At 42.8% G+C, this 25,931-nt stretch carries 35 protein-coding genes and 1 pseudogene; 4 read left to right on the top strand and 32 right to left on the bottom strand.

Annotated features, from left to right (window positions below):
- Window positions 1–72 precede the first annotated feature (72 nt).
- Window positions 73–1,863, bottom strand: a complete 1,791-nt coding sequence (locus NCCP2222_RS09035; protein WP_248511627.1) for a S9 family peptidase — start codon at window positions 1,861–1,863, stop codon at window positions 73–75.
- A 188-nt stretch (window positions 1,864–2,051) separates the two neighbouring features.
- On the opposite strand from NCCP2222_RS09035, the gene NCCP2222_RS09040 reads away from it, so the two are divergent.
- Window positions 2,052–2,327 carry a DUF4190 domain-containing protein gene (locus NCCP2222_RS09040; RefSeq protein WP_238079935.1) on the top strand — a complete coding sequence of 92 codons (276 nt, stop codon included), beginning with the start codon at window positions 2,052–2,054 and terminating at the stop codon, window positions 2,325–2,327.
- Window positions 2,328–2,367: 40 nt separating this feature from the next.
- Here NCCP2222_RS09040 and NCCP2222_RS09045 read toward each other — a convergent pair whose 3' ends face one another.
- The 3 genes from NCCP2222_RS09045 to NCCP2222_RS09055 form a co-directional block, all read right to left on the bottom strand.
- A complete protein-coding gene (locus tag NCCP2222_RS09045; RefSeq protein ID WP_248511628.1) occupies window positions 2,368–2,763 on the bottom strand; it encodes a DUF4870 domain-containing protein in 396 nt (131 codons plus the stop codon).
- A 50-nt stretch (window positions 2,764–2,813) separates the two neighbouring features.
- A complete protein-coding gene (locus NCCP2222_RS09050) occupies window positions 2,814–3,536 on the bottom strand; it encodes a hypothetical protein (protein ID WP_248511630.1) in 723 nt (240 codons plus the stop codon).
- Window positions 3,537–3,665: 129 nt separating this feature from the next.
- On the bottom strand, window positions 3,666–4,460 hold the full coding sequence (locus tag NCCP2222_RS09055) for a VLRF1 family aeRF1-type release factor (protein ID WP_248511632.1): 795 nt from the start codon (window positions 4,458–4,460) through the stop codon (window positions 3,666–3,668).
- 147 nt (window positions 4,461–4,607) lie between these two features.
- Here NCCP2222_RS09055 and NCCP2222_RS09060 point away from each other — a divergent pair, with 147 nt between their 5' ends.
- On the top strand, window positions 4,608–4,766 hold the full coding sequence (locus tag NCCP2222_RS09060; protein WP_238079941.1) for a YfhD family protein: 159 nt from the start codon (window positions 4,608–4,610) through the stop codon (window positions 4,764–4,766).
- A gap of 104 nt (window positions 4,767–4,870) precedes the next feature.
- On the opposite strand, the gene NCCP2222_RS09065 is transcribed toward NCCP2222_RS09060, so the two are convergent.
- From NCCP2222_RS09065 to NCCP2222_RS09185, 25 genes are all read right to left on the bottom strand, one after another.
- On the bottom strand, window positions 4,871–5,416 hold the full coding sequence (locus tag NCCP2222_RS09065; RefSeq protein WP_248511634.1) for a GNAT family N-acetyltransferase: 546 nt from the start codon (window positions 5,414–5,416) through the stop codon (window positions 4,871–4,873).
- 22 nt (window positions 5,417–5,438) lie between these two features.
- Entirely contained in the window at window positions 5,439–5,810 is a 372-nt protein-coding gene (locus NCCP2222_RS09070; RefSeq protein WP_248511635.1) for a cupin domain-containing protein, read from the bottom strand.
- Entirely contained in the window at window positions 5,810–6,280 is a 471-nt protein-coding gene (locus tag NCCP2222_RS09075) for an NUDIX hydrolase (protein ID WP_248511636.1), read from the bottom strand. Before NCCP2222_RS09075 ends, NCCP2222_RS09070 begins: the two co-directional genes overlap by 1 nt.
- 2 nt (window positions 6,281–6,282) lie before the next feature.
- Window positions 6,283–6,693 (bottom strand): VOC family protein, encoded by a 411-nt coding sequence (locus NCCP2222_RS09080; RefSeq protein WP_248511639.1) that lies wholly within the window; start codon window positions 6,691–6,693, stop codon window positions 6,283–6,285.
- A 1-nt stretch (window position 6,694) separates the two neighbouring features.
- Window positions 6,695–7,141: an ASCH domain-containing protein gene (locus NCCP2222_RS09085; protein WP_248511641.1), complete on the bottom strand. Its 447-nt coding sequence runs from the start codon at window positions 7,139–7,141 to the stop codon at window positions 6,695–6,697.
- 12 nt (window positions 7,142–7,153) lie between these two features.
- On the bottom strand, window positions 7,154–7,996 hold the full coding sequence (locus NCCP2222_RS09090; RefSeq protein ID WP_248511642.1) for a nucleotidyltransferase domain-containing protein: 843 nt from the start codon (window positions 7,994–7,996) through the stop codon (window positions 7,154–7,156).
- 5 nt (window positions 7,997–8,001) lie between these two features.
- Window positions 8,002–8,481, bottom strand: a complete 480-nt coding sequence (locus NCCP2222_RS09095) for an NUDIX hydrolase (RefSeq protein WP_248511645.1) — start codon at window positions 8,479–8,481, stop codon at window positions 8,002–8,004.
- A gap of 19 nt (window positions 8,482–8,500) precedes the next feature.
- Complete coding sequence (gene dnaN / locus NCCP2222_RS09100) at window positions 8,501–9,625, bottom strand: DNA polymerase III subunit beta (protein WP_248511646.1); 1,125 nt, start codon at window positions 9,623–9,625, stop codon at window positions 8,501–8,503.
- 21 nt (window positions 9,626–9,646) lie between these two features.
- Window positions 9,647–10,207, bottom strand: a complete 561-nt coding sequence (locus tag NCCP2222_RS09105) for a nucleotidyltransferase family protein (protein WP_248511647.1) — start codon at window positions 10,205–10,207, stop codon at window positions 9,647–9,649.
- Window positions 10,194–11,096, bottom strand: coding sequence for a GNAT family N-acetyltransferase (locus NCCP2222_RS09110; RefSeq protein WP_248511648.1), 903 nt, complete (start codon window positions 11,094–11,096; stop codon window positions 10,194–10,196). The genes NCCP2222_RS09105 and NCCP2222_RS09110 overlap by 14 nt, the downstream gene beginning before the upstream one ends.
- 13 nt (window positions 11,097–11,109) lie before the next feature.
- Complete coding sequence (locus NCCP2222_RS09115) at window positions 11,110–11,970, bottom strand: hypothetical protein (protein WP_248511650.1); 861 nt, start codon at window positions 11,968–11,970, stop codon at window positions 11,110–11,112.
- The gene (locus tag NCCP2222_RS09120) at window positions 11,933–12,268 is read right to left on the bottom strand and encodes a DUF2087 domain-containing protein (RefSeq protein WP_248511652.1); all 336 of its coding nucleotides are present in this window, start codon (window positions 12,266–12,268) and stop codon (window positions 11,933–11,935) included. Before NCCP2222_RS09120 ends, NCCP2222_RS09115 begins: the two co-directional genes overlap by 38 nt.
- A gap of 24 nt (window positions 12,269–12,292) precedes the next feature.
- A complete protein-coding gene (locus tag NCCP2222_RS09125; protein ID WP_248511654.1) occupies window positions 12,293–12,691 on the bottom strand; it encodes a hypothetical protein in 399 nt (132 codons plus the stop codon).
- Window positions 12,692–12,738: 47 nt separating this feature from the next.
- Window positions 12,739–13,278 (bottom strand): ribonuclease FAU-1 family protein, encoded by a 540-nt coding sequence (locus NCCP2222_RS09130; protein ID WP_248511657.1) that lies wholly within the window; start codon window positions 13,276–13,278, stop codon window positions 12,739–12,741.
- A gap of 13 nt (window positions 13,279–13,291) precedes the next feature.
- Window positions 13,292–13,543 (bottom strand): Rossmann-fold NAD(P)-binding domain-containing protein, encoded by a 252-nt coding sequence (locus NCCP2222_RS09135; RefSeq protein ID WP_248511659.1) that lies wholly within the window; start codon window positions 13,541–13,543, stop codon window positions 13,292–13,294.
- Window positions 13,544–13,603: 60 nt separating this feature from the next.
- Window positions 13,604–13,831, bottom strand: a complete 228-nt coding sequence (locus tag NCCP2222_RS09140; RefSeq protein ID WP_248511660.1) for a Rossmann-fold NAD(P)-binding domain-containing protein — start codon at window positions 13,829–13,831, stop codon at window positions 13,604–13,606.
- A 20-nt stretch (window positions 13,832–13,851) separates the two neighbouring features.
- A complete protein-coding gene (locus NCCP2222_RS09145; RefSeq protein WP_248511661.1) occupies window positions 13,852–14,412 on the bottom strand; it encodes an NUDIX hydrolase in 561 nt (186 codons plus the stop codon).
- 60 nt (window positions 14,413–14,472) lie between these two features.
- A complete protein-coding gene (locus tag NCCP2222_RS09150; RefSeq protein WP_248511662.1) occupies window positions 14,473–14,931 on the bottom strand; it encodes a GNAT family N-acetyltransferase in 459 nt (152 codons plus the stop codon).
- Between the two features lie 136 nt (window positions 14,932–15,067).
- A complete protein-coding gene (locus NCCP2222_RS09155; protein WP_248511664.1) occupies window positions 15,068–15,358 on the bottom strand; it encodes a hypothetical protein in 291 nt (96 codons plus the stop codon).
- Between the two features lie 233 nt (window positions 15,359–15,591).
- Window positions 15,592–16,242: an SIMPL domain-containing protein gene (locus NCCP2222_RS09160; RefSeq protein WP_248511666.1), complete on the bottom strand. Its 651-nt coding sequence runs from the start codon at window positions 16,240–16,242 to the stop codon at window positions 15,592–15,594.
- 94 nt (window positions 16,243–16,336) lie between these two features.
- Window positions 16,337–17,062 carry an amino acid ABC transporter ATP-binding protein gene (locus NCCP2222_RS09165; RefSeq protein ID WP_248511667.1) on the bottom strand — a complete coding sequence of 242 codons (726 nt, stop codon included), beginning with the start codon at window positions 17,060–17,062 and terminating at the stop codon, window positions 16,337–16,339.
- Window positions 17,063–17,066: 4 nt separating this feature from the next.
- Window positions 17,067–17,792: an amino acid ABC transporter permease gene (locus tag NCCP2222_RS09170; protein WP_248511668.1), complete on the bottom strand. Its 726-nt coding sequence runs from the start codon at window positions 17,790–17,792 to the stop codon at window positions 17,067–17,069.
- A 49-nt stretch (window positions 17,793–17,841) separates the two neighbouring features.
- A complete protein-coding gene (locus tag NCCP2222_RS09175; protein WP_248511830.1) occupies window positions 17,842–18,642 on the bottom strand; it encodes a basic amino acid ABC transporter substrate-binding protein in 801 nt (266 codons plus the stop codon).
- Window positions 18,643–18,987: 345 nt separating this feature from the next.
- Window positions 18,988–19,926: a heme o synthase gene (gene cyoE / locus NCCP2222_RS09180; protein WP_282570685.1), complete on the bottom strand. Its 939-nt coding sequence runs from the start codon at window positions 19,924–19,926 to the stop codon at window positions 18,988–18,990.
- 168 nt (window positions 19,927–20,094) lie between these two features.
- A complete protein-coding gene (locus NCCP2222_RS09185; protein WP_248511669.1) occupies window positions 20,095–20,340 on the bottom strand; it encodes a hypothetical protein in 246 nt (81 codons plus the stop codon).
- Window positions 20,341–20,466: 126 nt separating this feature from the next.
- Between NCCP2222_RS09185 and NCCP2222_RS09190 the strand changes: the two genes are divergently transcribed.
- Window positions 20,467–20,898 (top strand): YusW family protein, encoded by a 432-nt coding sequence (locus NCCP2222_RS09190; RefSeq protein ID WP_248511670.1) that lies wholly within the window; start codon window positions 20,467–20,469, stop codon window positions 20,896–20,898.
- 75 nt (window positions 20,899–20,973) lie between these two features.
- Window positions 20,974–21,810, top strand: coding sequence for a KPN_02809 family neutral zinc metallopeptidase (gene ypfJ, locus NCCP2222_RS09195; protein ID WP_248511671.1), 837 nt, complete (start codon window positions 20,974–20,976; stop codon window positions 21,808–21,810).
- 66 nt (window positions 21,811–21,876) lie between these two features.
- Here ypfJ and NCCP2222_RS20855 read toward each other — a convergent pair whose 3' ends face one another.
- The 3 genes and pseudogenes from NCCP2222_RS20855 to NCCP2222_RS09205 form a co-directional block, all read right to left on the bottom strand.
- Window positions 21,877–22,368 carry a methyl-accepting chemotaxis protein gene (locus NCCP2222_RS20855; protein ID WP_375709177.1) on the bottom strand — a complete coding sequence of 164 codons (492 nt, stop codon included), beginning with the start codon at window positions 22,366–22,368 and terminating at the stop codon, window positions 21,877–21,879.
- Window positions 22,369–22,413: 45 nt separating this feature from the next.
- A pseudogene (locus tag NCCP2222_RS20860) lies at window positions 22,414–22,788 on the bottom strand (PAS domain S-box protein); the annotation flags it as partial.
- 191 nt (window positions 22,789–22,979) lie between these two features.
- Window positions 22,980–25,799: an S-layer homology domain-containing protein gene (locus NCCP2222_RS09205; protein ID WP_248511673.1), complete on the bottom strand. Its 2,820-nt coding sequence runs from the start codon at window positions 25,797–25,799 to the stop codon at window positions 22,980–22,982.
- Window positions 25,800–25,931: the final 132 nt, after the last annotated feature.

The following is a 25,931-nucleotide window of genomic DNA, read 5'->3' on the forward strand; positions in this document are numbered from 1 at the left end:
TGGTTATGCAGAAGTCTGCTGGACGCACCAAAAAACAGCCTAGCGATACCTCTCGCTAGGCTGTTATTTCATTCATTTTTGATGTTTCTCCAAAAACTCCAACATGCGGCTGTATACAGTAATTTCATTCTCTTTTTTCGAGAAACCATGTCCTTCGTCGTCGAGGACCAAATATTCGACATCCCGGCCGAGCGCTTCCAGTTTGGCTACAATCTGATCGGATTCTTCTTTAACGACACGCGGATCTTTAGCGCCTTGGATGACAAGCATCGGTTTTGTCATGCCGTCTAAATAGGTGACAGGTGAGTCCTTTTCAAAACGCTCCTTATCTCGCACCGGATCGCCAATCCAGCGGTCCATGATCGGCTTCCAATGCGGTGGAACAGACTCGACAAAAGTGAACAAATTTGAAACTCCGAAAATATCGACGACCGCTTTGAAGTAGTCTGCATGTCGGCCATGCAACAGCAAGGCCATGTAGCCGCCATAGCTGCCGCCTACCAGGAATAGCCGCTCTCGATCGGTATGGCCATTTTCAATTAGCCAATCGATGCCCGCAATGCAATCTAGGCGAGGGCCCTCTCCCCAGTCCCGCTCCACCATCTTTGTGAATTCGGAGCCATAGCCAGTACTGCCTCTGAAGTTTGGCGCAAAAATGGAGTATCCTCTATTTAGGAAACATTGGAACATGGAACGGAACATCTTTCTTTCAGCTGCCTGCGGGCCGCCATGCGGCCAAAAGATAGTAAATCCATTGTCCTGTTCGGCTTTTGGTTTGAATAATAAAGCTTCAATTTTCAGACCGTCGAATGACGAATATGTCACGACTTCTGGTTCTACCATCTGCTCTATATTCACACCAAGCACCCTGTTATCCGTCAACTGCTTCCATTCCTCGCCATCGGAAGAACAGAAGATGTTCAAAGGTACCGTTGCACTCCGGCCAAGCAGATAAACGGCTCCAGACTTAGCTACTTCCAACTGATCCACTGTGTCAATCGGAAGTGAACAAGACTTCAAGGTTTTCGACTCGACCTCATATTTATATAGTTTATCGACAACTCCATGTGAAGTTGTCAAATAAAAGACGTTCTTTTCCTTGACCCAGTTGATGGAGCCCACACTTTCCCCACTAATTTCTAATTCCTTCGTAAAAGTTTGGGAAGGAATATGGAATGAAGCTACATATGAAAAGTCACTATCATAATCTGTAATGAAATAGATCGTATCGTTATCGATAAAGACTGGATTGAAAGTGACATGCACTTGTTCTGGATCTGGAGTTAAATAGATCGTTTCATCCCCGATTTTCACAAAACCAAGCACATACGTATTCGCAAGCGAACTGACATACACTAACTTTTCCTCATCCTTTGATACAGCTGCCAACTGAGTGGGAGCCTTATCACCGAGGTGCAGGAGGATGTCCTTGCCTGTCTTCAAATTACGCATATGGGTGTTTAAAAAATTTGGATTGTCTTTTGAAGTGACATAATAGACACGTTCCCCATCTTCACTTACATTACTTAGAAAGAACTTTTCACTTGAATCCCCTGTAATCAAATCCTCTGGCAAACCACCCTCGAATGGCACGGCATAGATTTGATAGTTCTCGTCCCCATCCCGGTCAAATCCAGCCAGCACATAACGGTTTTTCGGATCGATTTCAATAAAGGCGCAGGACTCATCCGCATGAGCAAATAAATACGGATATGTTTCAGGCAAATCCATCGCCCATAAATTCATCTTTCCATTCATATTCGTGTTGAAGATCAGGCGTTTTTCATCTTTGCTGACGGCAAAGTTTGTAATCGTGTACGTCCTGAAAAATTGTTCAACTGTCGGCTTCGCAAATTGAATCATCTCATCACCCCTGAATTATTAAAAAAGTAGTACAATTCTTCCTCTACCATTATAACGAAAATAGATCAGTGAAACTAGTAACCCTACTCATTCGTATAGTTATAACATAGACTATGGAAAGGGGATATTTCCTAGTACAAATATGGTAATATAGAAAGGTAAGATTTAGTGACCTGGAGGTGAATCGTGTGCAACAACCGCAAACCATCCAACATCGTCCGGAAGGAAACGGCCTGGCTGTCGCAGCCCTCGTTCTCGGTATAATCGGAGTCGTACTTAATTTAGTTATCATCATTCCATACTTTTTAGGTATTTTAGCAATCATATTCGGATCTGTGGGACTAAAAAAATCGTATGGCCGGGGTATGTCAATAGCCGGAATTATTTTAGGATCTGTTGCTCTCTTGATGAAAATCTGTTTTTGGATACTGATTTTTATCCTGGGCAGTATTGGTGATTACTAATTCCATTGCAGAAAAAGCGATGACTGGACTGTCATCGCTTTTATTTTGCCTGATTCACTTGCTTTTCTGCCATTTCCCCGATAATAGGCAGCTTGTAGTAGTTGCCATTGTACGCTTGATACATCATGAAAATCATAATGGCAAACGCAAGTAACGATATGAGGAAACTAAAGATCAGACCAATAATAGGCAGGAAACCTAACACAATATTGATCAAGAAAACTGCCACCGCTAAAAACAAGGATTGGAAAGCATGATAGCGGATGAAGCGGCTTTCTTTTTCAATAAAAAGGAATACAATACCGATAATGAAGATGTAGCTGAGCATTCCACCTACATTAGGTGTTAATCCTATTGTTGTTTTCTCCGTTTTTTCTGCTAGTACGGGTGTCTGTTCCAATTTCGGGTCCTCTCTCTTTTGTTCACCTTCGCTCAATCATTTCCCTCCTCATTTGACTATATTGAGCGGCCCCTTGTTTCATTCCTTTATCTCGTGCTTTCATCTGAATGTTTTATTGGGCTTCTTTTTAGCTTAGCCGCGTAGAGTGTAGTTATTTTATACCCCTTCTCTATCTTCTCGGCCAAATCGTGGCTTCGTTCATAGATGATGGAGCGGAGATGGTCCATTTGCCGTGCCAATTTATCCAGCATTCCCTCCTGCCGATCAAGCCGGCTGGTCATTTCTATCTGGGCTGCTGTTTGTTTCTCAAGAACTTCAGCTACCCTTTGCTGATCCTTTCGCTGTTCTTCCATTCTCACTAATAACACATCATGCAGCTTTTGTGTGTGTTGTAAACTGATCGTCAGTTCCTGGTTCGAATGATGTATGGTTTCAATTTGCCGGATCAGTTCTTGCTGTTCTGCTTGTTTAGAAAAGAAAGACTCGTGCAACAGCTGATTTTGCTCTTCTAATTTTACCAATCTTTCTATGACGTTCTCTTCAAATGCCGCCTCTTCGTATTGCTGTTCCCTGAGTTCCTCTAAACGATAAGAAACCGATAACCACCGATCTTTTTGTTTCAGTCGCTCTTTTGATAATTCCACTGCTAGCTGCTGTATGTTGCCACGCATCTCCTCGTCAATCATCCGCTGGCCGGTCTTCCATTCTGTGAGTGGATCATAGGTGTAGCAATCTTGATTTGGTTCATGTATGGATTCTTTATTCATAAACATCTCTGGATGTTGGCGGCCATTCAAAAAAAGTCCCATGCCAATTCCTCCTTTGCCCGTATCCTATGCACTTTCCTATATCTGAGGTGAATAGCACAGCAGCTTTACAAAGAAAAAAGACTGCTCTTAAAGGCAGTCTTTTTCGGATAATGCTTACTTCTATTCAGTTTATCGTTCAAAAACCTGATGCAGCACCTTACTCGGTTCCACATTGATCAGGTTTTTATAAATACAATTGTTCGGTTTCTGACGAAGCGAACCAGCAAATGATTTTGCCAGATCTGCTTCACCGACAACATAGAGCTCTCTCCACCCTTTTTCCTTCCTCATATTTTCTACTATTGTTCCCATGTCTTTATAAAATCGATCCAGATTTTCTCGAAGTCGCTGATCCAAATCATCGACATGGCTTCCGCCCGTTCCACGCTGATTGGCTGAGTTCAACCCTTTCTGCTCTCTCCACACATCAAGGCCAGAGTCGAAGGAATAGGTCTTTTCATCATGGACAAAGCCCATGGCAGTATCCAAAATACGCACCTCTCCAAAGCTTGGCAAGACGACGCCTGCTTCCGGATACGCTTTCATCATATATTCAAATTGCTCCGTTACCGGGTGGTTTTCCCAATAGAAGTTTGTTTTCACAGGGATTTGAACATAATGGACTGACCAAAGTTCAGGGTTCTCTGACGCAAAAATAACGACTCCTTTAAGCAAGTCGTTTTTATGTGAATCAATTTCCGCGGCTACTTTAGCTTTAACATTTGCAAATGCTTTTATTTCACGTTCATCTTTGGATGCTTTCAAATATTCATCCAGTCGTTTTAAACCATTTTTCAATTGTATTTTCCAAGCACCGTTCTGTTGCTCCGGGTCTGCAGGGTTCGTGTTCAAATAGACGGTTAATACGCATCGATGATCACAGTGAAAATCTTGTAAGGCTTGAAGTTCCTTGCTAATTGACATGTATACTTCGACCTCCTTGAGATTACTTACCTATTCTTATACCCTATGAAAATCGGAATAAACCAAATAATCTACTTTTTATTCACCGTATAAAAATTTCTTTCCATGCCATATTAGTGAGGACAAAACCGAAAGGATGATGGCAAAGTGGGAAGAGACAATCACAATAATAAAACAGGCAAAAATAGTGCTTCATTGCCACAAACACCTAAAAATCAAAAAATCAATTCCAACGATATGAAAGAAGAAATTGCAAGCGAAATGGCAGAACTGCATCAAGCGAAAAAGAAAAAGAAATTTAGATGATCGAATTTCTTGGCTGTGAAAAATAAATAATACAACACGAGCCGATCACCCTAAAAAGGATGATCGGCTCGTCATTACTTAATTTTGCAATTTGATTCTGATGATCATAAGCTGTTATTCCATTCGTGTGTCAGCATGCCAAACAACAAGGAGTCTCTCCAGTCGTCTCCAATTCGGAGGTTCTGGCGCAACTTCCCCTCCTGTATCATTCCGACTTTCTCAAGCACTCGGGCGGAAGCGATGTTGCGAGGATCGCATGTGCCGAAGATACGGTGCAAGCGCAAGGAATGAAAACCAAATTGAAGCAATAGGCCGGCAGTCTCGGAAGCAAGTCCCTGTCCCCAATTATCCGGGTGAATAATGTAGGAGATTTCCCCTTCCTGATTCGAGAGGCTGCGGATATTTATTTCCCCGGCACCTACCAGTTTCTGCTGCTGCAAATGGATGACCGCAAAAACGAATCGGGTACGCGGAATTCTCATAGCATCTTCTATTATTGTTTGAACAAACTCAAACGAATTCGTTACTGTATTTGGCCCCCATGGTTGATAGCGGGAAGCTTCTGGTAAGGATGCATACGAATGAACATCTCTCCAGTCATCCAATGTCAACTCTCTCAAGCATACTTTTGAACCTGTTTCACCAATCATGGCCTATCACCTTTTCTGTCGGCTAGTTTAATCGATCTTGTGAAACTAAATTGTTCTGGATGAATGGTTCCAACCCTTGCGATTCCACCACCAAAGCTGTCATTCCCTCAGCAGACTCCGTTTCGTGTTCTTCTCCTTTGTCCCAAAAAACGATGTCTCCTGCTTTCACGTTTATCCCGGTTTCATTGCCTGTACGTACCCGGCCTTCCCCTTCCAAAACGATCAGCAATTGAGGAACGGCCGCTTCATGGTAGCCGACAATTCCGTCTACACCAAGCTCTATAATGGCAATATGAGTAGGAGCATCGGTCATTATTATTTTTCGCATGAGCATTTTTGAATTGTATTGGGAGACTTCTTTCCCCTTGATTTCAGCAGTTCGAAAGATTTTCATTAAAGTACCCCTTTCCCTTCTCGAATCAAACGGAAATAATCTTGAATAATTGGAAGATCAGGCGGGCTGCAATTTCCGGGAAGTTCATTCAGATAAAAAAATTGAACATCTAACACTTCATCCGGATTTCCTTGCAGCAAACCATCATACTGCTTGCAAATGTAGGTGGCGACAGCGTTATAGACTTCGTCACCGTGAGGGTAGCGGTAATAGAATTCTTTGCCCGAATAAAAATTAAATGGGATTAGCTCGATAGCTGTAAGATTTGTTTCTTCAAATAGTTCGCGTTTAGCTACTTCCTCCAATGTTTCGCCAGGTTCCATCGTCCCGCCTGGCAAGCCCCAACAATAATTATCTGACCGCAGCTGCAAAAGCATCCGACCGAATTGATCAATTACAATCACATTCGCACCGGCCAGTATGATCGGCCGCGTGCCAACGAGTTGCCTTATCTGTTGGACATACCCCATCGTTATGCCCTATTCGTTTTAAACGAAGGACTCAATTCACTCCACACATCAAACAGATTTCCATCGGGATCCGAAAACACAAAATTATTCCCGGCATGCCCTCTGTCTTCAATGTCACCGACTGTCACACCCCGGTTTTGCAAATCCTTCTGCAATTCTCGTAACGCAGACTCTCCATCTACTTCAAAAGTGAGGGAAAATCGCTTTGCGCCCTTCGTATCCATGAAATTGGCCGATTCGTTATCTGGTGATTTCACAAGAAAGAAACTTTGATTCGCCAAATCCAAAATCGCTTTGTCCTCATCTTCATAATTCAATTTCGCACCCAAATTTCCGACATACCAATGAGCAGATTCTTTCACATTCTTAACAGGAATATAAATTGTCCCGACACGCAGCAGCTTTTCTGTCATGTTAGTTTCCTCCTTTGACATCAACCAATTCAAACCTTTCACAAACTAGAAGCATTTCGCTTGAGTAGGGCAAACCAGCAGTGCTCAGTGCTTCTTTAAAAAAACGTTCATGGATGAGTCTCCATTCCTCGTACGTTCCTTCCCCTTCCGCTAAAGCGAATTCCTCATTGACTTCATTGAAGGGCGTGAGGGTCACTTCTATAGTCTTAATGATGGCGACAGGTTCTTCTAAACTATTTAGAATGATGCTATACTCATTTACCTCCGGCAGCGGCTCATTCTCAGTTTCATACAAAACGTAGGCTGAGCACGTAGCGGTCTTTTGTCCAATGATCACTTTTTGCGCTAGTGCATCCGGCGTATCACCAAACATCCAGGCGCTTACTTTATCAGGCTTTTCCTCGGATCCCCAGTATTGATCCCAATACTCTTTCGCTGCTGAATTCATTTTGAATCCCTCCTAGATGATCATTTCGATAATTCTACGGCATCTCTCTTCATCTGAATGGATACCAAACTTCTTGCTTATATCAACGTTTAATTGATAAAACTCTGAACTTAGATTGGCTATTGTTTCTAAAATATCTTTCTGATCCCTTCGGCAATCCCATTCAGCTAGTTTCACTTGTTGCCAATCTTTCAACTGGCTTCTGGTGCCTTCTATTTTTGACCAAACACCATACGAACTCTTTAAATGAATCTCAATTTCCATATACCAACCATAGGCTATCAGCCATCGAAGTCGATCTATATTGGAGAGCGCACTGTACATTTCTCCTCTCATGGTAGAACGATAGGCTTCATGAAGAAATGCGAAAACCTTTCCCCTCCACCATTCTATATCCCTTAAGTCCGGAGTATATTTCAGCTTCTCTGCCTCTTCGAAGATCGGAGTTAGAAGACTGTACGGGTCATAATATACCTGCAAGTCTTGTAACCAAATGGATGGCGTAATATCTTCTATTACTTGGTACCATGAGTCTACTTTCACGAATCCTTCATAATGGGTCACAATAACAGGAGATACAGGGGAAGATTCCTCGTAGAATAAAACAGCCCCCCACTTCGCAGAACGTGCTCTTTTTGATTCAATGAATTGTTGTTGCATTCCAGGGTTAACAATGACATGAAGGTCAATATCTGAATAAAGATCATAATTACCCCTTGCTAAGGAGCCTCCCTCAAAAACAGCCATGACTCCCGTGTCATTTATCAAGTCATCCAAAGCTTTGTCCAACAGTTGCTTTCGGTACTTAGGCAATCCCAAATCCCTTTCATGAAACTTGACCAATGATACCGACATCCTTATCAACTCCTTAATTTCACCAGCACATCCCGATGTTTCTGCAAGAACTCCTCCAATACCGTGCGGTGACTCCCTACAATATCATCTGGCAGTTCATGTGGATAAAAATATTCGAACGCCATAGATTCCTTCGGATCGACAACCAGTTCGCCTTTAATGGCAGTGGAATAATATGCTGCCGTCACTACGTAGAATTCATCTCCGTTGGCAGCCACAATAAATTGATCAGGACCTGAATAGACGTTGATCAGCGTTAATTCACCTACTGACAAGCCTGTCTCCTCCCATAATTCCCGTCTTGCGACATCTTCTGTTGATTCACCAAGTTCCATCAGCCCTCCTGGCAAGCCCCAGGCTCCTTCAGGAAATTTTCGCTGCTGCAATAAAATCCGGCCTTGCCGATCCACTGCCACTACGACAGATCCGACAAATATCATGGGCCGATGCCCAACCAGCTCTCGTATTTCTTCTATGTATCCCATTACGTACTCCTTCCTTTCCTTACACCCGTAGCGGTGATAATAACTGCAGTGTAGAATGCTGATTATCCGGCCGTATTAATGCCGGCTTCATTAATCCATTGAAGCCTATGACAATTTTTTTACTGTTCATTCCTTTTAATGCTTCCAATAAATATTTCCCATCAAAGGTCATCTGGACTGGTAATTGGCCCTCCAGATGTAGAATGTTCTGAACCTCTTCCAGTTCACCGATTTCTGTTGATTTGGATGTAATTTTCATTCGATCACCCGCTAAAATTTCCAGTCGAACATTATTATGCTTCCATTCACCTGAAAAGAGGCAGGCCCGGTCTATTCCACTTCTTAACTGTTCAGTATCTAAAACAACCGATGTTAAAAATTCAGTTGGCAGCAAGGATTCCGTCCTTGGATAGATACCCTCAAGCAGGATAGAATAGAGGAATGTATTTTCACATTGAAAAATGGCAAACTGGCCGTTTTTGCTTATATGAACCGATGCTGTTTCGGGAACCTTTAAGATGGACAGTTCTGACAAAGCTTTACTTGGAACAATGAAGTTGTCTTCCATTGAGGAAGCCGCAGGGATGACAGCTTGTGCCAAGCGATGAGAATCCGTGGCCGTACAGATGAGCCTGTCTCTTTCCACTTGCATATGTACACCTGTTAAGACTGGCTTGGAATCACTTTTCGCGACAGCAAAAGCAGTTTGACTAATGGCTTCCTTCAACTTGCCGAATGGCAATTCAATTGTCTGCATACCTTGTAAATCAGGCAGCTCAGGATAGAGGTCATCTCCATAACCTGATAGCTTCGTTGAAATGTCCTCGGACGAGACCGTTATTTTGGATTCTCTTATCGATACCCGTATGGTACCGGGCATTTTCTTTATCAGCTCTGCAAAATATTTTGCAGGGACCATCCCTTGTCCTGCTTCCACTAGTTGCACAACCGTTTCCCCTTTTGCCTGAAGAGGAATTGTCTTTTTAATAAATAGCTCTGTGTTTCCACCCGTCAATGTTACGCCGTTTTCTCCTGCCTCAATTTTCAAGCCAGTAAGAACCTGCAAGACACTTTGCGTCGGACAAACCTTGACGACATCTGAAACGAAAGAAGAAAACAATTGTTTCTGAATAATAAATTCCATGGAAAGACTCCCTCTTTTATGTTAAATACCTAGATGGACATTGGACCAAACTACATCCCACTTCTTTTCAGCAATTCTTTTTTCGAACAGGCGCATTCGTTCCGTTGTTTGTTTAAAAAATGGTGTAGCACATACTCTGCAATTCAGCACATCCTCCACCCCGTGAGGCATGCATAACACTAATTCATCATTGGTATCCAGCTTGACACCGAGTGCTGTAGCCGTTTCCGGGAATTTAGAGATCGCATCCGCAGAGCAGTGATACGGGGGAAGATGATTTCGAAGATGCATTCGTGCTTGATTTTTTACGGACCACGGCTCGTTTGGATGCAAGAACTGCAGCCTTTGTTCCCACTCCTTCTCGAAACTTTCATCCTCATTTTTCGAATCGAAATAAATGACATCGATATCTGGTAAGGGCGTCCGCTGTTCGAAACGGTGTGCCATATCCCAAACTTTTGAACGAACGAAACCTGCACAGATCCACCAATCCGGCAGATTGATGGATCTCACGGATTGCAAAATGTCCATCATCCACTCATCGTGTTGTATTGCCAGAAGAATATCCTCACTGGACTGCATATGGATCATTTCCCCCTAGCGTTATTAAACTGTGGATCAAATCATTTTTCACGTCGAAACCGGCCGCCTTGTATAAGCCAATCGCTACAGTATTAGAAGCATTCACACAAAGCCTTATCTCATCGATCCCCTTGAACGCAAATAATCGAAGAAGAGCTTCTTGCAACAATCGTGTTCCAATGCCCTGTTTTCGAAATGCATTGGATACGGCAATGTATTCAATTGAACCTTCTCCATGTGCAGGATCAGCCTCTATGTATACATAGCCCTTAATTTGTTGATCATCCGCCTTAAGGACAAGCAACTGATTCTGTTCATTCAACTGGCTGCATATCGTTTCAGCATCGTAGTACGTTTTCGGAAATGCCTCCTTATGAAGTGTTTTGAACGCTTCCCAGCAGGATGCTTCATACGAAACAATTTCACTGGTATCGCAGCTCGGTTGTTCACCCTTTTGTGCCGCGAGCACAACATGCTTTCCTTTTTCGATACCGCTTTTTATTGCAAGGAACTGTTTTAACAATTCATTTTCACCTGAATAGAAAAAGTGAAAATGATCTACTTGATCCACAACCTTGTTGTAGAGGCTCTTCCATAATGTTTCAGCTAGCCGCAAATCGTCTTTCAGAACGAAAGGACCCCATACTTCCGCACTCCGATCCTCATAATCCAAATCAAATCCAAGCGCTCCGACAATGCAATCTTCCTCGTACGCAACTTTGAATGATTGAGACCACTCCACGTCCGAAAAATCGTTTTGCAGCGTATCGATGATTTCTTCCGTCTGTTCCCCGCAATAGCCAATATGATGAGCTGGTTTGTTATTCATTTCTGCTAAAAAACCAGCCAGCCCTCTGATGCTTCGGGGAGTTTCAATCGTAACTGCCAATGAATTTCCCCCTTTATGTACTTCGATAAGCATAGAATATCTCAGTTACTTCATAGTCCGATACTCGTTTCAGGCGCAGCGAATAAGGGCATGTCGAATCGACTTCTTTTTCAATGAAAGTTGTACCTTCATTTAGCGCATCTTCTAGTTGCTTTTTCAACATCCCTTCCAGCAAGTACATGCTCTCATCAGCATCAACGCCGACCCAGCCAAGCTCCCAGCCTGAAGAATCCGCTTCATAGAGCAAACTGAAACCGATAATGGCCCCGTCTCTTTCCGCCACATAGCTATAGGTTTCCAGCAAACCATCATAGATGACCGATCGCCACTCTTCAGCCTGCAATTCAGCTACCGGGTTGGCCAGATGGGTTACGGTATAGGTCCGCTTGCATAAGTGGACGAAGCTTGATTCAAGTATCGGATCGTTTTTTATTTCCGACACTGTGCGAAAAGTTTTCTCATTAGCCCGTAATTCGCCAGCCGGTTTAAATCGAATGATTTCTGTTTTTCGGATCATCGGAAATCCATTCTCAGGCAAAATACTTTGCAGTAAGGAGAACCGGTCATCCAGCAAAAAGAACAACGGCTTTGTATATACTTCCTGTATGTATTTCAAGACGTTGACAAGGCTCACTTGATCAGCAGTCGACCACTTGTAGGCCAGGCGTACGTAGATGCAGTGCGGATGCCAAGCGGATGTGTGCGTGGAGGCAAAAGCAACCGCCCTGCTTTTATTGCGAAAAAGAAAGCTGCCTTGATTGGTCTTGCTGTTCACGCTCGCCTCCATTTCCAACCGCAAATCTTCACATCCGCGAAACACCTCATCGAAAAAGTGGCTATACTGCGCCTTGCTCGGATTCTGAACTACTTCCATGAACCTCACCTTCTATCCAATACGTTTTTCCATCATCATCCCGTCTCATCATTCCATTATCAATGAAAAATCGACGGATCGTAGCAAAATCGGCATAAACTTGCCTGATGGTGTCATTCACTTCTTTTTCATTGTACCGAACATCCTTTTCAAATCTTTTGATTATTTCTTCCGCAACGATATACTTTCGTTTTTCTTTACTCGGAAAGGTGTCCAGTGGACCATCCAAACCGTGGCGGAAATAACTTTTCAATATCTTTTCTTTTTCTTCAGGCGTAATTTGGAATGTATCTTTCATATGAATCAACCTTTTCTCTTATACTTAAAAACCAATTTCGTATTCTTCTCCGTCTTCATTCTTTACAAGCATGGAACCATTCTTTCGCTCTAATCCGATTAATATATACGGATTTACTTCATCACTTTCAGCATCTATTTCTTTTACCGTAACGATCGTTTGGTCATCAAGAATTTCAACATCAACGACTTCCAACTCTTTTGTAGGCGTTCCCGTCGATACGACAACCATACTTTTGCCCTGGGAAATACTAAACAATTTATAGCCTTTGCGGTCTGTCTTCTCTTTTTGTAGCTCTTCAACGAATATTCTGACTCCTGGCTCATCATTTATATCCTTCTTTTTCATAACCCAATATTCTTTAGTGCAAGCGCCCAGTAGAAGGACCAAGGCGATCATCATTGCTGCAAAACCCTTTTTCACTTTTTTTTCCTCTCCAGACTATGTACAATCAGTAATCTTTTTTTGTATCAAACTCTCGTTAATTCACGAAAATGCAATGTAGTTAGCTCAAGCAAATGAAATTGATCTTCTAAAATCGCCTGCTTCAATGTGTTAAACTCATTCCACGATTGCGAGTATTCTTCAGAGGTAATAATCCCTTCCGCAAGTGCGGCTTCTAATTCATCTGCGTCTTTTTCAATCAAACTCCCATTCGGCAAGTAGATCAGATCGAGAAACAGATCATCCATCCATGGGCCATTCTTTTCGCAATAGCCATTGCGTGTGCATATATCGATATACCACTGGACAACTTGATTAGATGCATCAAACACAGTTGTCACGGAATACTGTTGCCCTACTGGAAAATGCTGCAGCCAGCTATATCCTTTGTCCGCGATGCAGACAGGCGCATCGCCATATTGTTTAACAAGCGAAGCGGCCACTTCGTGCATTTGCAAAAGAGTCACATAGCCCTTGAACTCTGATGTATCGAAGTATCTCTCCGCATATCCCCGCTTTGTGATCCGCTTCCAATCGTAACGGCTTCCAAACTTCCTTTTCAGCAAAAATCATCCCCCCTTATTCCGGCCTGTTACCGTATGGATGCAATTGTCCGACAATCCGGCCAACGCCTCCAGATTCAATCTGCGCAATGACGCCGTCTGATATTTCCTCGTTCGTCAGCCAGCGTGATGAAGTTTCTTCTTGAATGAATCCCAAATAAACAACTTCCCGTATACAGCTAAAGGGAAGGTTGACGAATTCGTCTTGAAAATAGCGTCTGCTCCCTTTAACATGGATCAGTCGAAACAGGTTATCATGTTCATTCATAAAACAAACCTGCTCAACGACTTGATAATTCGGCGTCCAACTGACAATGAGATCGAAGTATCATCGTTTTTTAATTGCCTCGCTAATTCCCAAAAGGAAAGAATCCGAATTATAATCGGCTTGAACAGGAACTATTGAATGTGGTGGACTATTTTCCATCACTTGTTTCAGTTTGCCGGCTGTTCGGCCCACGACCGAAACGGTATAATTATGCTTGGCTAAGTAGATGCTCACATTACGAAGCATCCCCGTTCCACCAATTACAAGTGCATGCTTTGGATTCATCATAAACCTTTACCTGATTTCTTTTATAATGTAGGAATTCTTTGTGATGCTGTTAAATGATTCTTCGCCAAATAATATGCACTTACGGAAAATAACTGCGTAATCCGTTTTTCGGAAATCATCTGTTCCATTACGTCAAACGGATATCGTTTCACTGTAATCCGCTCGGTTTCATCCAGTTCCTGTTCAAATTTCTTCTCTGCATCAACAATCAGGAAGGTAATTACCTTGTTCGTCTGTGTGGCGGGATTGACCATGAATTCCCCCAGCTGAATCGGCGGATCTTCCGAAACGTACCCAGTCTCCTCCCGCACTTCCCGGACGATTGCTTCCTCCCATGTCTCCCCCTCTTCCATTTTTCCTGCTGGAATCTCAAGAAACATCCCGTTCCCCGGATGGCGATATTGCTCGACTAACAAGATCTCATTGTCCTCTGTAAGAACAATGGCGTTCACCCAATCCGCATATTCATTCACATAATAATCATTGATAATCGTGCCGTCTGTCATTTGGCACGTATCTTTCCGTAAATTCCCAAAAGGGCTTTTAAAGACATACTCGGAATCTAGCACTTTCCATGGCATTGTTGTTCCTCCTATTCCATCTGCGAAAGGCGCTGCCTCAATCAGCGTAGACCTTGCACCTCATGCTTCTTTCTTCAAATGATAAATATGGGTGTTCTCCGACTCTGAATCATCGCATACAAACCCGTTAGCCCGATAAAACGCATCCGCTTTCGATGATTCAGTCCGGACCGTAATTACCTCAAAATGGTCGGCCGCATGATCAGTAATCGCCTTCAATAGCGAAGAACCAACACCATGGCGGCGAGCGTCAGACAAAACATAAAATCTCCTCAACCTGGCCGCTTGACCGCTCGGATCGTAAGGAGACCGATTTAGCCCTCCAATCCCCAGCACATGACCTTCCGGATTTAGCACACAGAACAGCGCTTCACCAGGACCATCAAATCGATTCGATCCATCCCCATATTCTCGAACGAGCCTAGACACAAACCGATAGCCTTCTTTCTCGCTTTCTACCTTCAAACGCTCGATTTCAGCCTCATCTAAATCTCTCAATCGTTCTACCGTATAGTCCATGCATACACGCCCCCTCTTTTTTCCCACTACCTACACATTCGTTATATGTCTGAACAAACCCTTTTATTTTTGGCAGTTCCCTTCCGAATCAAATTCGTTATTACTGGTAGAATAAACAATTCCCGTGTCTCAGTGACTACCTCCGGCAAGTAGATTTATCACCGACTCTCGGGCGGTTACCACCGACTTCGGGACCAATACCACCGTTTCTCCAACGCTTACCACCGACTCTCGTACCATTACCACCATCTCTCCATTGCTTACCACCGACTCGCTTATTTACCACCGACTTCCGGTCCAATACCACCGTTTCTCCAACGCTTACCACCGACTCTCGTACCATTACCACCGTCTCTCCATTGCTTACCACCGACTTCCAACCCTTTACCACCGTTTCTCTAACGTTTACCACCGTCTCTCGGACCATTACCACCGTCTCTCCATCGATTACCACCGACTCTCGAACCCTTACCACCGTCTCTTCATTGTTTACCACCGACTCTCGAACCCTTACCACCGTCTCTTCATTGTTTACCACCGACTCTCGAACCCTTACCACCGACTCGCCGCATTCAACAAAAAAAAACGCACAAATAAGTGCGCTTGCAGCAGTTCTTCGTACGAGCCCTGTAATCGATGAGTAGTGAGGAAATACATGAATCAATATTGAAATTGGACTCTGACAGAGGCCTGAACTACTATTTGGCCTGGCTCGATAGGGGTGGTTGTGGTTTTTGAAACTGCCATCATCGGCTGCGGGTTGCCCGATTGAAAGGAAGAATCCTCCGTAATTTTGATCGGTTTGGAATCAACCTGAACCTGCATTGACTCACCCAGTGCGCGGGCTTTGGCAGTTGCTTGTTTTAATGCTTTTTGTAAGGCTTGCTCGTATAGCAGATTTTCATGTTCGACTCCAAACTGCAAGGATCCTACTTGGTTCACGCCATATTGAACTGCTGTATCAATGACGCGGCCTGCATCCAAACTATTTGCCACTTTGACAGTGATGCTGTTGGTAACCGTGTAGCCGCGGAAAATCTGTTGTCCCTCTACATAATCATAGCGTGGATTGATGGTGAATGAAGTGGTCTGGATATTTTTTTTAGGAATCCCTAACTGCTGGAGAGCCTCAATGACCTGGTTCATCTTCTCCGCATTTTCCTGTAATGCTATAGTCGCATCCCTGTTTTCCGTAACGACATCCAGTTGAATTTTTATATAATCAGGTTCCCTTACAACTTGCCCAGAGCCAGTCACAGTAATGATTCTTGACGGAGGACGAGTATGGTGCATGACATATGGGTAATACAATGGACTTCCACCTTTCTCCAATGTTCATCCTCTATCATATGCAGCGTTCCCCCTTGTGACATACGACAAAAAACCAGCAGGCGCGGCTGCTGGTTCAAACAAGAATTTTACTGAAAAAGGCTTTCGTTCGCTCATTTTTAGGCTGGTTGAATAATTCGTCCGGCGTTCCTTCCTCGACAAGCAGCCCATTGTCCATGAATGCTACCCGGTCTCCAACTTCTTTCGCAAATCCCAATTCATGCGTTACGACCACCATAGTCATGCCTTCTAATGCCAATTGCTTCATCACATCCAGCACTTCTTTAACCATTTCAGGATCGAGTGCAGACGTCGGCTCGTCAAACAGCATGACTTTCGGTCTCATCGCGAGGGCTCTCGCAATGGCGACCCGTTGCTTTTGACCGCCAGACAACTGCTCTGGGTAGGCATTTGCTTTATCGGCCAAACCGACTTTTTCCAACAGTTGCCGAGCGAGTTCATTTGCCTCCTGTTTTCCCATCTTCCTGATTTTAATTGGTGCCATCGTAATATTATCGATGACCCGCATATGGGGGAACAGATTGAACTGCTGAAACACCATTCCGACTTCTTTACGAATTTCATTAATATCCGTTTTTGGATCGTTTACCCGGACACCTTCAATTATAATTTCACCGCTTGTAATGTCCTCCAGCAAGTTAATACAGCGTAAAAAAGTGCTCTTCCCTGAACCGCTCGGCCCAATAATACAAATGACTTCCTTTTCTTTTATCTCATAGTCGATTCCTTGCAGCACATGTAGTTCTCCGAATGACTTATGCAAGCCTTTGATGGTAATCAATTGATCATCCCCCTGCCTGTGTACGCCCAAAGGACAGGCGCTGTTTCCGAGGTGACGGTACATAGCTGTTGCTAAACCGCTTTTCCACATAACTGATCAGTTTACCGAAAATGAATGTCAGCACTAAATACAGAACAGCTACAGTCAAATACGGTTCCCATGGACGTAATGTCGCTCCAGCAACAACTTTACCGGCGTAGAGAAGTTCACCCCCGGCAATCATGGAGACAAGCGAGGAGTCCTTCATCAGGGCAATCAATTCATTGCCGAACGGCGGTATCATCCGGCGCAGTGCCTGCGGCAAGATAATCAGCCGCATGGCGGTCTTATGCGGCATACCGAGCGAACGGGCAGCTTCCATTTGGCCTTTTTCAATTGAATTGATACCTGCACGGATAATTTCTGCGTTATAGGCGGCACTGTTCAGCATGAGTGCAACTGCCCCTGAAACGAAGAAGCCGAGTGAATGGCCAAAAATGCTCGGTATTAAAGCAGTATGGATTAATAAAAGCTGTACCAATAACGGCGTGCCACGGAAGAAATCCACATAATACTTGGCGGGATAATACACCCATTTCCTTTTTGACAACTTTCCAAGTCCGACAAATAGTCCCAGTATCAGTCCCCCTGCATAACCGACAACCGTCAGACCGAGTGTAATCCAAAGTCCCCTGATGAATAACTCCCGGTAATTCCATATGGCATCAAATCGAAAATCCAGGATATCCATTCTCTTCACCTCCAAGATGCGGAATTATCATGACAGTTTGACGAAGTGTTTATTCCACATCAAAGCCAGTGATTTCTTTCAATTTCCCATTCTCTTTAATTTTCTTGATGCCTTCATTTAAAATATCGAGCACTTCTTGGTTTCCTTTTTTCACCATGAGTCCGTAATATTCCTTCTCAAAACTGTCATCCTCTACAGCTTTCAGTTTCACTTTTGGATTATTCTTTTGATAATCAATCATAACAACGTTGTCTCCTACAGATGCATCTGCATTCCCATTGATCATTTCTCCGATCGCAAGAGGCATCGTATCAGCAGCTAGAATTTTAGAGCTCGTATCCCCTTGCAACCCTTTTACGACCATATGGCCCGTAGTACCATTTTGGACAGATACCCGCTTATCTTTCAAATCTTGAAAGCTCTCCACGTCAGAATCTTCCGGTACTAGAATTAGTTGATTTGCAATGTAATAAGGATCCGAGAAATCAAAGGATTGCTTTCTCTCCTCATCAATCGTTATAGATGAAACGGCAAAATCGACTTCCTCGTTATTGACTGCCGGAAAAAGTGGATCCCATCCATAATTCCGGAATTCCACCTCAACGCCAGCTGCTTCTGCTATTGCTTTGACGATATCAATATCAATCCCCACAATATTCCCTTTTTCGTCCATATACTCCATCGGCGCGTAGGTTGCGTCGGTACCGACAATTAGTTTCTTCTTACCGCCTGCTTCTGCTGCGTCCCCTGTGTCACCAGTTGAACCATTTTTACTACCTGTGCCGCATCCAACTAGGAATATAGCCATAACCAGGACTGCAAAACGCAACAACCATTTCCCTCTATTCATACTAAACATACTGACTCCCCCCTAAATTCTACAAATTTACTAAAAATCAGAATCTTGAATTGATTATATATGAAAACACTTTCTGTAACAACTGAATATTTTTAATTATTGAATATCCACGCATTAAAAAAGCTTGCTCCCCCTTGGGAAACAAGCTTTTTCTAGTTAAAATATATCGCTGATAAATCGAGCTAATGGCCGAATCATCCAGATCAGAAGCCGGATGGGCAAGAATAGTAATTCAGGAACAAAAAATAATACATCTCCCAAAAAATCTAAAATACGATTGCTCTCGCTCTCTCTTCTCCTCAATTTCCTTCTCTTCAAACTGCAACCCCTCATCCCTTATTGAAAGATAGGTAATGTGACAACAACCATCAGTAAAAAGATAATCGCGATATAGTTTACAGAATAAAGAAACATGACATATGCCCATTTCATATCATCCTTGGCGAAGAAACCTTGGATGGATACAGCCAGATACCCAATATTCATCAACGTGGCCAATGTAACAAAGACCATGCCAAGTGATCCTAGGTAAAATGGCAACGGCAATAGGCAGGCAATGTAGACAAACATTTGGCGCTTTGTCATTTGAAAACCACGAACGACAGGAAGCATGGCGACATTCGCCGCTTTGTATTCATCATATTTACGCATTGCAATAGCAAACGTATGCGGCATTTGCCAGATGAACAAAATCAGGAACAGCATAATCGGCACAATATGGTAAGCAGGCGCTACCGCAGCCCAGCCGATCATCGGAGTTACCGCGCCAGATAGACTGCCTATCACTGTATTCAGTGTGTACTTTCTTTTCGACCACATCGTATAAAGTACTACATACGTAAACCAGCCAATGAACCCCCAGATCGCCGCTTCAAATGTTGTGAAGAACAACATAACCATTCCGGCAGCGGACATGGCAATTCCGATGAGGAGAACAGTGCGTAAGGGAATATTTCCTGTAACTGTAGGACGTTTTTGTGTCCTTTTCATTACTGTATCAATATCCACGTCGTACCAGTTATTTATAACGAGGGCACCGCCCATCAATAGCGTGCTGCCAATAATCGTCAGCCAAAACAATGTTCCATTTGCCCAAAGGGACTGGTCTGTAAAATAGAGCGCTAGCCAAAAACCGACGAATACAGGCAGTGCATTTGCGATCAGGACAGGCGCTTTAAAAAGGGATTTCAAGTCGGCAATTAATGTTCCGGAGCGTTCTTCTCCCCGGGTTGCCTCTTGCTCATCCCTCAATGAAATATCCATTTGTCGAGTCATTCTATATATCCCCCTTGGAGGTTATGATCAATTCATCATCCCTTTTATCATAACATTTCATGCAAGGAACTTTAATATTTTGGTCGTATTTAATGGGATATTTCATATAGTGCTCGACAATTCGTCACAAATTATTCAAAAACGAAATATATGGTAATTGTACTCGATTTATCCTTCAAGGAATCCAATGTAAATCCCCATGGTGAATAAAATAAAAATAATTGCGATATATAACAGAATTACTACTACAAATACGCCAACCGTTACGATCAAATATGCTTTTGCAAAGTTATTTCGCGGATCTGCTTTATCTGTAGCCCAGATGATGAGCATGACAAGATTGACGATCGGCAAGACGATCAGAATCATGGTGATGATCCAATCTTTTAAAGACATGGACTGTTCGTTTTGCATGTATGAATTTCGCTCCTTTCATTTTTCTATACGAATCGAAACGTTTTTAGTTTCGTTTTTGTATTTGAATAAGCCTTTGGGTAAGGGGACATGTTATTCATATAGGTATTTGAAAGGAGAAGCAGCATGAAAATCCATAAGCTGATCAGCGTTTTACTCTTGTTCGTATTCGTACTCTCCGCGTGCTCAGATCGAACCATTGTCACGGATCGAAAAGAATCAAAGGAAACTGTAGGAGATACATATGGATTTACTTCATTCAATTTAACAATTGAGACGAAAATGGAAAAGCAAGCTGTCACCGTAATGTACGAAGAAAAACCAAAAAGGACAGAAGCTGAATATAGCAATAAAGAAAAAGGAATTAGCACCTTTGGTAATAAGGCGATGAAGAAACTCGACGAACTATTCAAATCCATGAAATTAACGCCTGATATGCCAGAGGAAGATATGATCAAGACCGTCTCTGAGACATTTGAAATCAGCGATTATAAAATGATTAAGCTGAGTGTAAAGTTTGTTGGGCATGATGCAAAAGAGATTAGAATATCAAAATAAGCCAGTTCCATTTTCATTGATTTCGGGTATAGGAAGTCATACTTCATTTACCGACATAGTCAGGGAGGAAATCATATGGAATGGAAAGGTCGTAGAGGGAGCCGTAATGTTGAGGATCGGAGGGGCATGGGCGGACCGGCTATCATGGGAGGCGGAATAGGCGGAATTGTCCTCTTGCTGGTCGTCATGTTTCTTGGTGGTGATCCGGGTGCCATTCTGGACGGAATGGGCAATTCCACGGAGAACACCAGCTACGTGGAAACAGAACAAGATAAGGAGCTCGCAGAGTTCGTTTCCGTTGTACTCGCTGACACGGAAGATGTGTGGCATGAGGTTTTTAAAGAAGAAGGGCTTGAATACCGAGAACCTACTCTAGTCCTATATTCGGGAAGCGTGCAATCTGCCTGTGGAACTGCCGGTGCATCAGTCGGTCCTTTTTACTGTCCCGGTGACGAGAAGTTATATATCGATTTAAGTTTTTATCAGGAGCTGCAAGATCAATTCCAAGCACCTGGCGACTTTGCAATGGCGTATGTGATTGCACATGAAGTCGGTCACCATGTTCAAAAGTTGCTGGGCATTAGCGATCAGATGGCTGCTATCCGTTCGCAAGTGAGCGAGGAGGAGTATAATAAATACTCGGTTCGCCTTGAACTGCAAGCTGATTATTTTGCCGGCGTGTGGGCACAGCATGCACAAGGCATGGGTGTGCTTGAAAAAGGAGACTTGGAAGAAGCGCTAAATGCGGCCAGCGCGGTCGGGGATGACACGATTCAAAAACGCGCAAGAGGTTATGTCGTGCCAGAGAGCTTTACCCATGGGACTTCCGAGCAACGAAAAAAATGGTTTTATAAAGGATTCCAATCCGGAAAAATTGAAGATGGCGATACATTCAACGCGAAAAATCTATAGACAGTAATAAACCCGGAGGTCACTTCACGCCTCTGGGTTTACTTTTTTTATTTATAGCTTAAAAGCTCATATAATGCGAGACACTTCTTCAGATTGATCATCCAATTGCGCCGCAGAAGAAGCTATGGCAAGAAAGTCTTCCATTGCAATTTGAATTTGCTGCTGGCATTCTTCTACATGTTCTTGAGCGAGTGTCGTGCCTGTTGCGATATTGCCAATCTCACGAGTAATGGACGCGATGCCTTCCCTAACTTCCACAATGGACTTCTCCACATTAGCCGAGAGCTTTCTCACTTCCTTGGCAACGACATCAAAACCTCTGCCGTGCTCCCCTGCCCTGGCAGCTTCGATGGCAGCATTCAATGCAAGCAGATTTGTCTGTGCAGCAATGTCACGGATTGTTTTTACGATATGCTGGATGGATTCCGCATGCAATTGCAGTAGTTCCAGTGTCTTTGTATTATCCCGCGAGATGGTTGCAATGTTGTCAATAATACGAAGAAGCTCCTTACTTCTGTCAATGCCGACATCTGCTCGTTCCGTCAATCCTTCCGCCATTTCACGCAGCTCATTCACAACCTCCGTAATGCAAGTCTGCCGATCAGTAATATTGGACGCAACTTTGGAAATGCTGATCACACGTCGTCCATCCTCACTGAATACCGGCATATAGGTCGCTTCCAACCAAACTTTATGGCCGTCCTGGTGTTTTCGCTCCACCTTCACCTGTTTGGTAATTCCCCTCGTCAACTCTCTCCAAAATTCAGAGTACTCCCTGCTTCTGGCATATTCCGAAAAGCATAACTCCTCATGAGGTAAACCAATCATCTCCTCTTGAGTAAACCCCATTGCATTCGCAAAGTTTTCATTGACATACACAATTTTACGATTTAAATCAAATCGGATAATAGCCAAATTACGTTCCAGCGCTTTTACAACGTGGTCATCCGTCACCTGCTCAATTGCATGTGAATTCATTACTATACCCCTTCCAATTCCCTCATACTTGTAAGCCTATTGTATCAGTACGTTACTTTTATTTAATCACAAAGGGAGGAAAATTGGAATAGGTTGGATGAGTATGTGTTTTTTTCTTTTAATTCTCTTCCCGCGTTGCTTCCTATTGAAAAACCCCTTGATCAAATAGATCAAGGGGAGATTTCTAAAAATTATCGTGATACTTTAATGCTTGTAAGTTGAAGTGGATTCTTTACAGTATCCAATACATTTTTAGTATCGGCTTGCTTTACAGTCAAACCTGAGCTGAGTTGTTCGTCAGTCACAGGTGTACCCAATTTGATAACTGCTGTTTTGGCAGCTGTGTTAACTGCTGCAACAGTTACACCTGCAAGCGGATTTTTGTCATTGCCAACGAATACTTCAAATGCATTTTCATCAACAGTCACATTTTCGCTGAATGTTAATGTAATCGTGTCATTACCAGTCAATACAGCTGATTGAACTGTTGGTGCTACGTTTTCATTCAAAGTAATTGAACCTTGATAAACATCCATTGCAACTGTTGAATTTTGTGCCTTGATGTTTTGGATTGTTACGTTGCGCAATCCAGAGAAGTTAGCGGAACCTGGAGCTAATTTCAATTCAACTTGCTTCAAATTAGTAGATTTGACAGTCGCTGATTCGACAGTAGCTCCATCAATTTGATAGTTCGCTGCTGTTGTTGCAGTAGCTGCATCAACATTTTTATCAAATGTTACGGTTACAATGTTGTTATCTGTAGTCGATTGAACAATGCCATTGTCTGTAACTTTGATTTTCTCAGTTGTTGTTGCACTGTCTTCACCACGGTTGAACTTGATGTTGTTAGCTTTATCTACAGAAACGCCTGCTTGGCTTGCAACTCCTGCAAATGTTAATGCAACATTGTAAGATGCATTTTTAACATCATCTGTTCCAAGAAGCTTGGATAGTTCCACACGAACTGCTTTCGTGTTCTTTGTTGATTCTAATGCAACAGCTTGTCCAGTGATGTCATGTGTTACGTTAGATGAAACATAAGAACCTTTTGCAGTCACTGTTGGGCTTCCAGATAGTGTTACATCCTTATCAAAAGTGATTTCCAAATATTCTTTGCCATTATCAGAGACTACTGAAGTACCAACTACTTGAGGTACAGCCGTGTCTTCTTTGAATGTTACGACTTTCGTAATTGCTTCGCCTGCTTGGCCGCTTAAATCTTTATAGCCAGCTGCAACGTTAACATTTTGGACACCAGTCAAATTTTTGTCAACTGTTACTTTGTATTCTGTTCCAGTAACTTTTTCGACTGATTGAACTGTAAAACCGCCAGATACAGTTACAAGGGCTTTATCTAAAGAATCAATTTCCTTTGTAAATGTAACGTTGAATGTTTTAGCTCCCGTTTGAACAACAGAAGAAACAGATGGTTTTACACCGTCCGGCTGTTGTTTCACAATTTGTACAACAGTTGGATTTGGTGAAATGATATTGCCAGCCATATCTTGCAAGCCGATGAATTTAACATTGATTGTTTTATTTACTTCAACGCCTGCATCAGATAGGTCAACAATTACTTCAGTTGCGCCTGCTGTTAGTTTAGCAGTTGCACCTGTTACAGTTTTACCATCTGCGTATTCTAACGTACCGTCTGCAGCTTTCATAGGTTCAGAGAACTTGATTTTCACTTTTGTTGCAGAAATTTGCTCTGTACCGACTACAAATGGAGCAGTTTTGTCAGCTGCAAAATCAACGATCTCGTCATATTTCTTCAAAGCAACGCCAGTTTTAGATTTTACATTTTCAATCAAAACTTTATAACGCTTGGAAACTGGTTGATCCAATGTTAGAAGAAGAGTCTTTCCATCTTCTGAAAGAGTTGCAGAAGAAATAGCTGGATTTGCACCGCCATCAATGGAAGTTAGAGAAAGGTTAGCAGTTTTGAAGCTGCCATTAGTCTCGAATAGTGTAGACTTATCTACCGCATTATTAAACTTCACTTGAACTTGAGTGGCATTAATAGCACTCACTGAAACTACTTCAAGTTCAGGATTCTCTCCAACTACAACAGTAACTACTAGCTCTTCAGCATTGTTGCCTGCTTTGTCGACAGCGCTGTATGTCACTTTGTAAGTGCCAGGTACTTTTGTGTCGATTGCTGCGAGGCGTTCGCCTGCTTCGTTTGTAATAACAGAAGTGACTTCTACTTTTTCGTCAACGTTGTCAGTTGCTGTTACTGTTGGTGCAGTAAATGCTGCGCCGTATTGGACGTTAAGTGTTTTTTCACCGTTGTATACTAGTTTCGGAGCTTCTTTGTCTTCATCCGCTTCTACTTTCAAAGAAGAAGTGTTATAGAGGAATGTAGCAAATTGGCCACGAGTTGTTGTGTTTTTAGGATTGAATGTTGGGTATTTCGGGTTCGTGATATCAAAATAATCAAGAACATCGATATATGGACGGGCTTCCGCTTTCGCTTTAGCTAGATCCGTAACGTCTTTGTTAAACTCTTTTTCTTTTACGAGTGATACTAGGTCAGTTTTATAAACTGCATCATATGCACGAACTAAAACAACAGCCATGTTTTCACGAGTGATATTTTTACCTGCACCAAGTGTACCGTCTTCATAGCCACCGAAAACGCCATAGTCCTTGACTAGAGCTGCCGATTTCAAAAGCTCCTCGTTTGTTTTAGGTGTCAAATCTTTGAATCGCATGTTAGTCTTGTAATCTTTCGGAACTTCATATCCCATTTTTTCAAGCCATTTACCCATCATTTTTACTACATCTGAACGAGTCAATGTTTTGTTAGGTTGGAATGAACCATCTGGATAACCGCCGATGATTCCTTGTGCTACAAGTGCGTTAATAGCATCTTCATGAGTGTTTCCTTTGATGTCCGAAAAGCTTTTGTCTGCTGCACTTGCAACGACAGGCGCTACTGCAGATGCGATCAATGCCGCAGAAGCAGCACCAGCTATGAAATTACGATACTTTTTAGGTTGGTTGTTCATTTAATAACTTCCTCCTCATGATGATGAATCTAGTAAGGGCAATTACTCCCATCTTTCATATACCCTCGTTAAACATTATTAATCTTATTTCACAAAAAAGATAGGGGTAAAATTTGGTATTGCTAAAAAACT

This window comes from Sporosarcina sp. NCCP-2222 (assembly GCF_023168145.1).
Classification (GTDB): domain Bacteria; phylum Bacillota; class Bacilli; order Bacillales_A; family Planococcaceae; genus Sporosarcina.

Coding starts and splice junctions, on each gene's coding strand:
- NCCP2222_RS09065 (WP_248511634.1), bottom strand. CDS start 5,416: ATGATTGGTGAAACAGGTTCAAAAGTATGCTTGAGAGAGTTGACATTG.
- NCCP2222_RS09140 (WP_248511660.1), bottom strand. CDS start 13,831: ATGATGAATCCAAAGCATGCACTTGTAATTGGTGGAACGGGGATGCTT.
- NCCP2222_RS09105 (WP_248511647.1), bottom strand. CDS start 10,207: ATGCAGTCCAGTGAGGATATTCTTCTGGCAATACAACACGATGAGTGG.
- NCCP2222_RS09135 (WP_248511659.1), bottom strand. CDS start 13,543: ATGAATGAACATGATAACCTGTTTCGACTGATCCATGTTAAAGGGAGC.
- NCCP2222_RS09080 (WP_248511639.1), bottom strand. CDS start 6,693: ATGACAGAAAAGCTGCTGCGTGTCGGGACAATTTATATTCCTGTTAAG.
- NCCP2222_RS09120 (WP_248511652.1), bottom strand. CDS start 12,268: ATGAAAGATACATTCCAAATTACGCCTGAAGAAAAAGAAAAGATATTG.
- cyoE (WP_282570685.1), bottom strand. CDS start 19,926: ATGACTCGACAAATGGATATTTCATTGAGGGATGAGCAAGAGGCAACC.
- ypfJ (WP_248511671.1), top strand. CDS start 20,974: ATGGAATGGAAAGGTCGTAGAGGGAGCCGTAATGTTGAGGATCGGAGG.
- NCCP2222_RS09115 (WP_248511650.1), bottom strand. CDS start 11,970: ATGGAAGTAGTTCAGAATCCGAGCAAGGCGCAGTATAGCCACTTTTTC.
- NCCP2222_RS09070 (WP_248511635.1), bottom strand. CDS start 5,810: ATGAAAATCTTTCGAACTGCTGAAATCAAGGGGAAAGAAGTCTCCCAA.
- NCCP2222_RS09145 (WP_248511661.1), bottom strand. CDS start 14,412: ATGCCATGGAAAGTGCTAGATTCCGAGTATGTCTTTAAAAGCCCTTTT.
- NCCP2222_RS09175 (WP_248511830.1), bottom strand. CDS start 18,642: ATGAATAGAGGGAAATGGTTGTTGCGTTTTGCAGTCCTGGTTATGGCT.
- NCCP2222_RS09185 (WP_248511669.1), bottom strand. CDS start 20,340: ATGCAAAACGAACAGTCCATGTCTTTAAAAGATTGGATCATCACCATG.
- NCCP2222_RS09055 (WP_248511632.1), bottom strand. CDS start 4,460: ATGTCAATTAGCAAGGAACTTCAAGCCTTACAAGATTTTCACTGTGAT.
- NCCP2222_RS09050 (WP_248511630.1), bottom strand. CDS start 3,536: ATGGGACTTTTTTTGAATGGCCGCCAACATCCAGAGATGTTTATGAAT.
- NCCP2222_RS09205 (WP_248511673.1), bottom strand. CDS start 25,799: ATGAACAACCAACCTAAAAAGTATCGTAATTTCATAGCTGGTGCTGCT.
- NCCP2222_RS09090 (WP_248511642.1), bottom strand. CDS start 7,996: ATGTCGGTATCATTGGTCAAGTTTCATGAAAGGGATTTGGGATTGCCT.
- NCCP2222_RS09190 (WP_248511670.1), top strand. CDS start 20,467: ATGAAAATCCATAAGCTGATCAGCGTTTTACTCTTGTTCGTATTCGTA.
- NCCP2222_RS09075 (WP_248511636.1), bottom strand. CDS start 6,280: ATGGGGTATGTCCAACAGATAAGGCAACTCGTTGGCACGCGGCCGATC.
- NCCP2222_RS09085 (WP_248511641.1), bottom strand. CDS start 7,141: ATGAATTCAGCAGCGAAAGAGTATTGGGATCAATACTGGGGATCCGAG.
- NCCP2222_RS20855 (WP_375709177.1), bottom strand. CDS start 22,368: ATGGCGGAAGGATTGACGGAACGAGCAGATGTCGGCATTGACAGAAGT.
- NCCP2222_RS09150 (WP_248511662.1), bottom strand. CDS start 14,931: ATGGACTATACGGTAGAACGATTGAGAGATTTAGATGAGGCTGAAATC.
- NCCP2222_RS09155 (WP_248511664.1), bottom strand. CDS start 15,358: ATGGTCCGAGAGACGGTGGTAAACGTTAGAGAAACGGTGGTAAAGGGT.
- NCCP2222_RS09095 (WP_248511645.1), bottom strand. CDS start 8,481: ATGGGATACATAGAAGAAATACGAGAGCTGGTTGGGCATCGGCCCATG.
- dnaN (WP_248511646.1), bottom strand. CDS start 9,625: ATGGAATTTATTATTCAGAAACAATTGTTTTCTTCTTTCGTTTCAGAT.
- NCCP2222_RS09035 (WP_248511627.1), bottom strand. CDS start 1,863: ATGATTCAATTTGCGAAGCCGACAGTTGAACAATTTTTCAGGACGTAC.
- NCCP2222_RS09170 (WP_248511668.1), bottom strand. CDS start 17,792: ATGGATATCCTGGATTTTCGATTTGATGCCATATGGAATTACCGGGAG.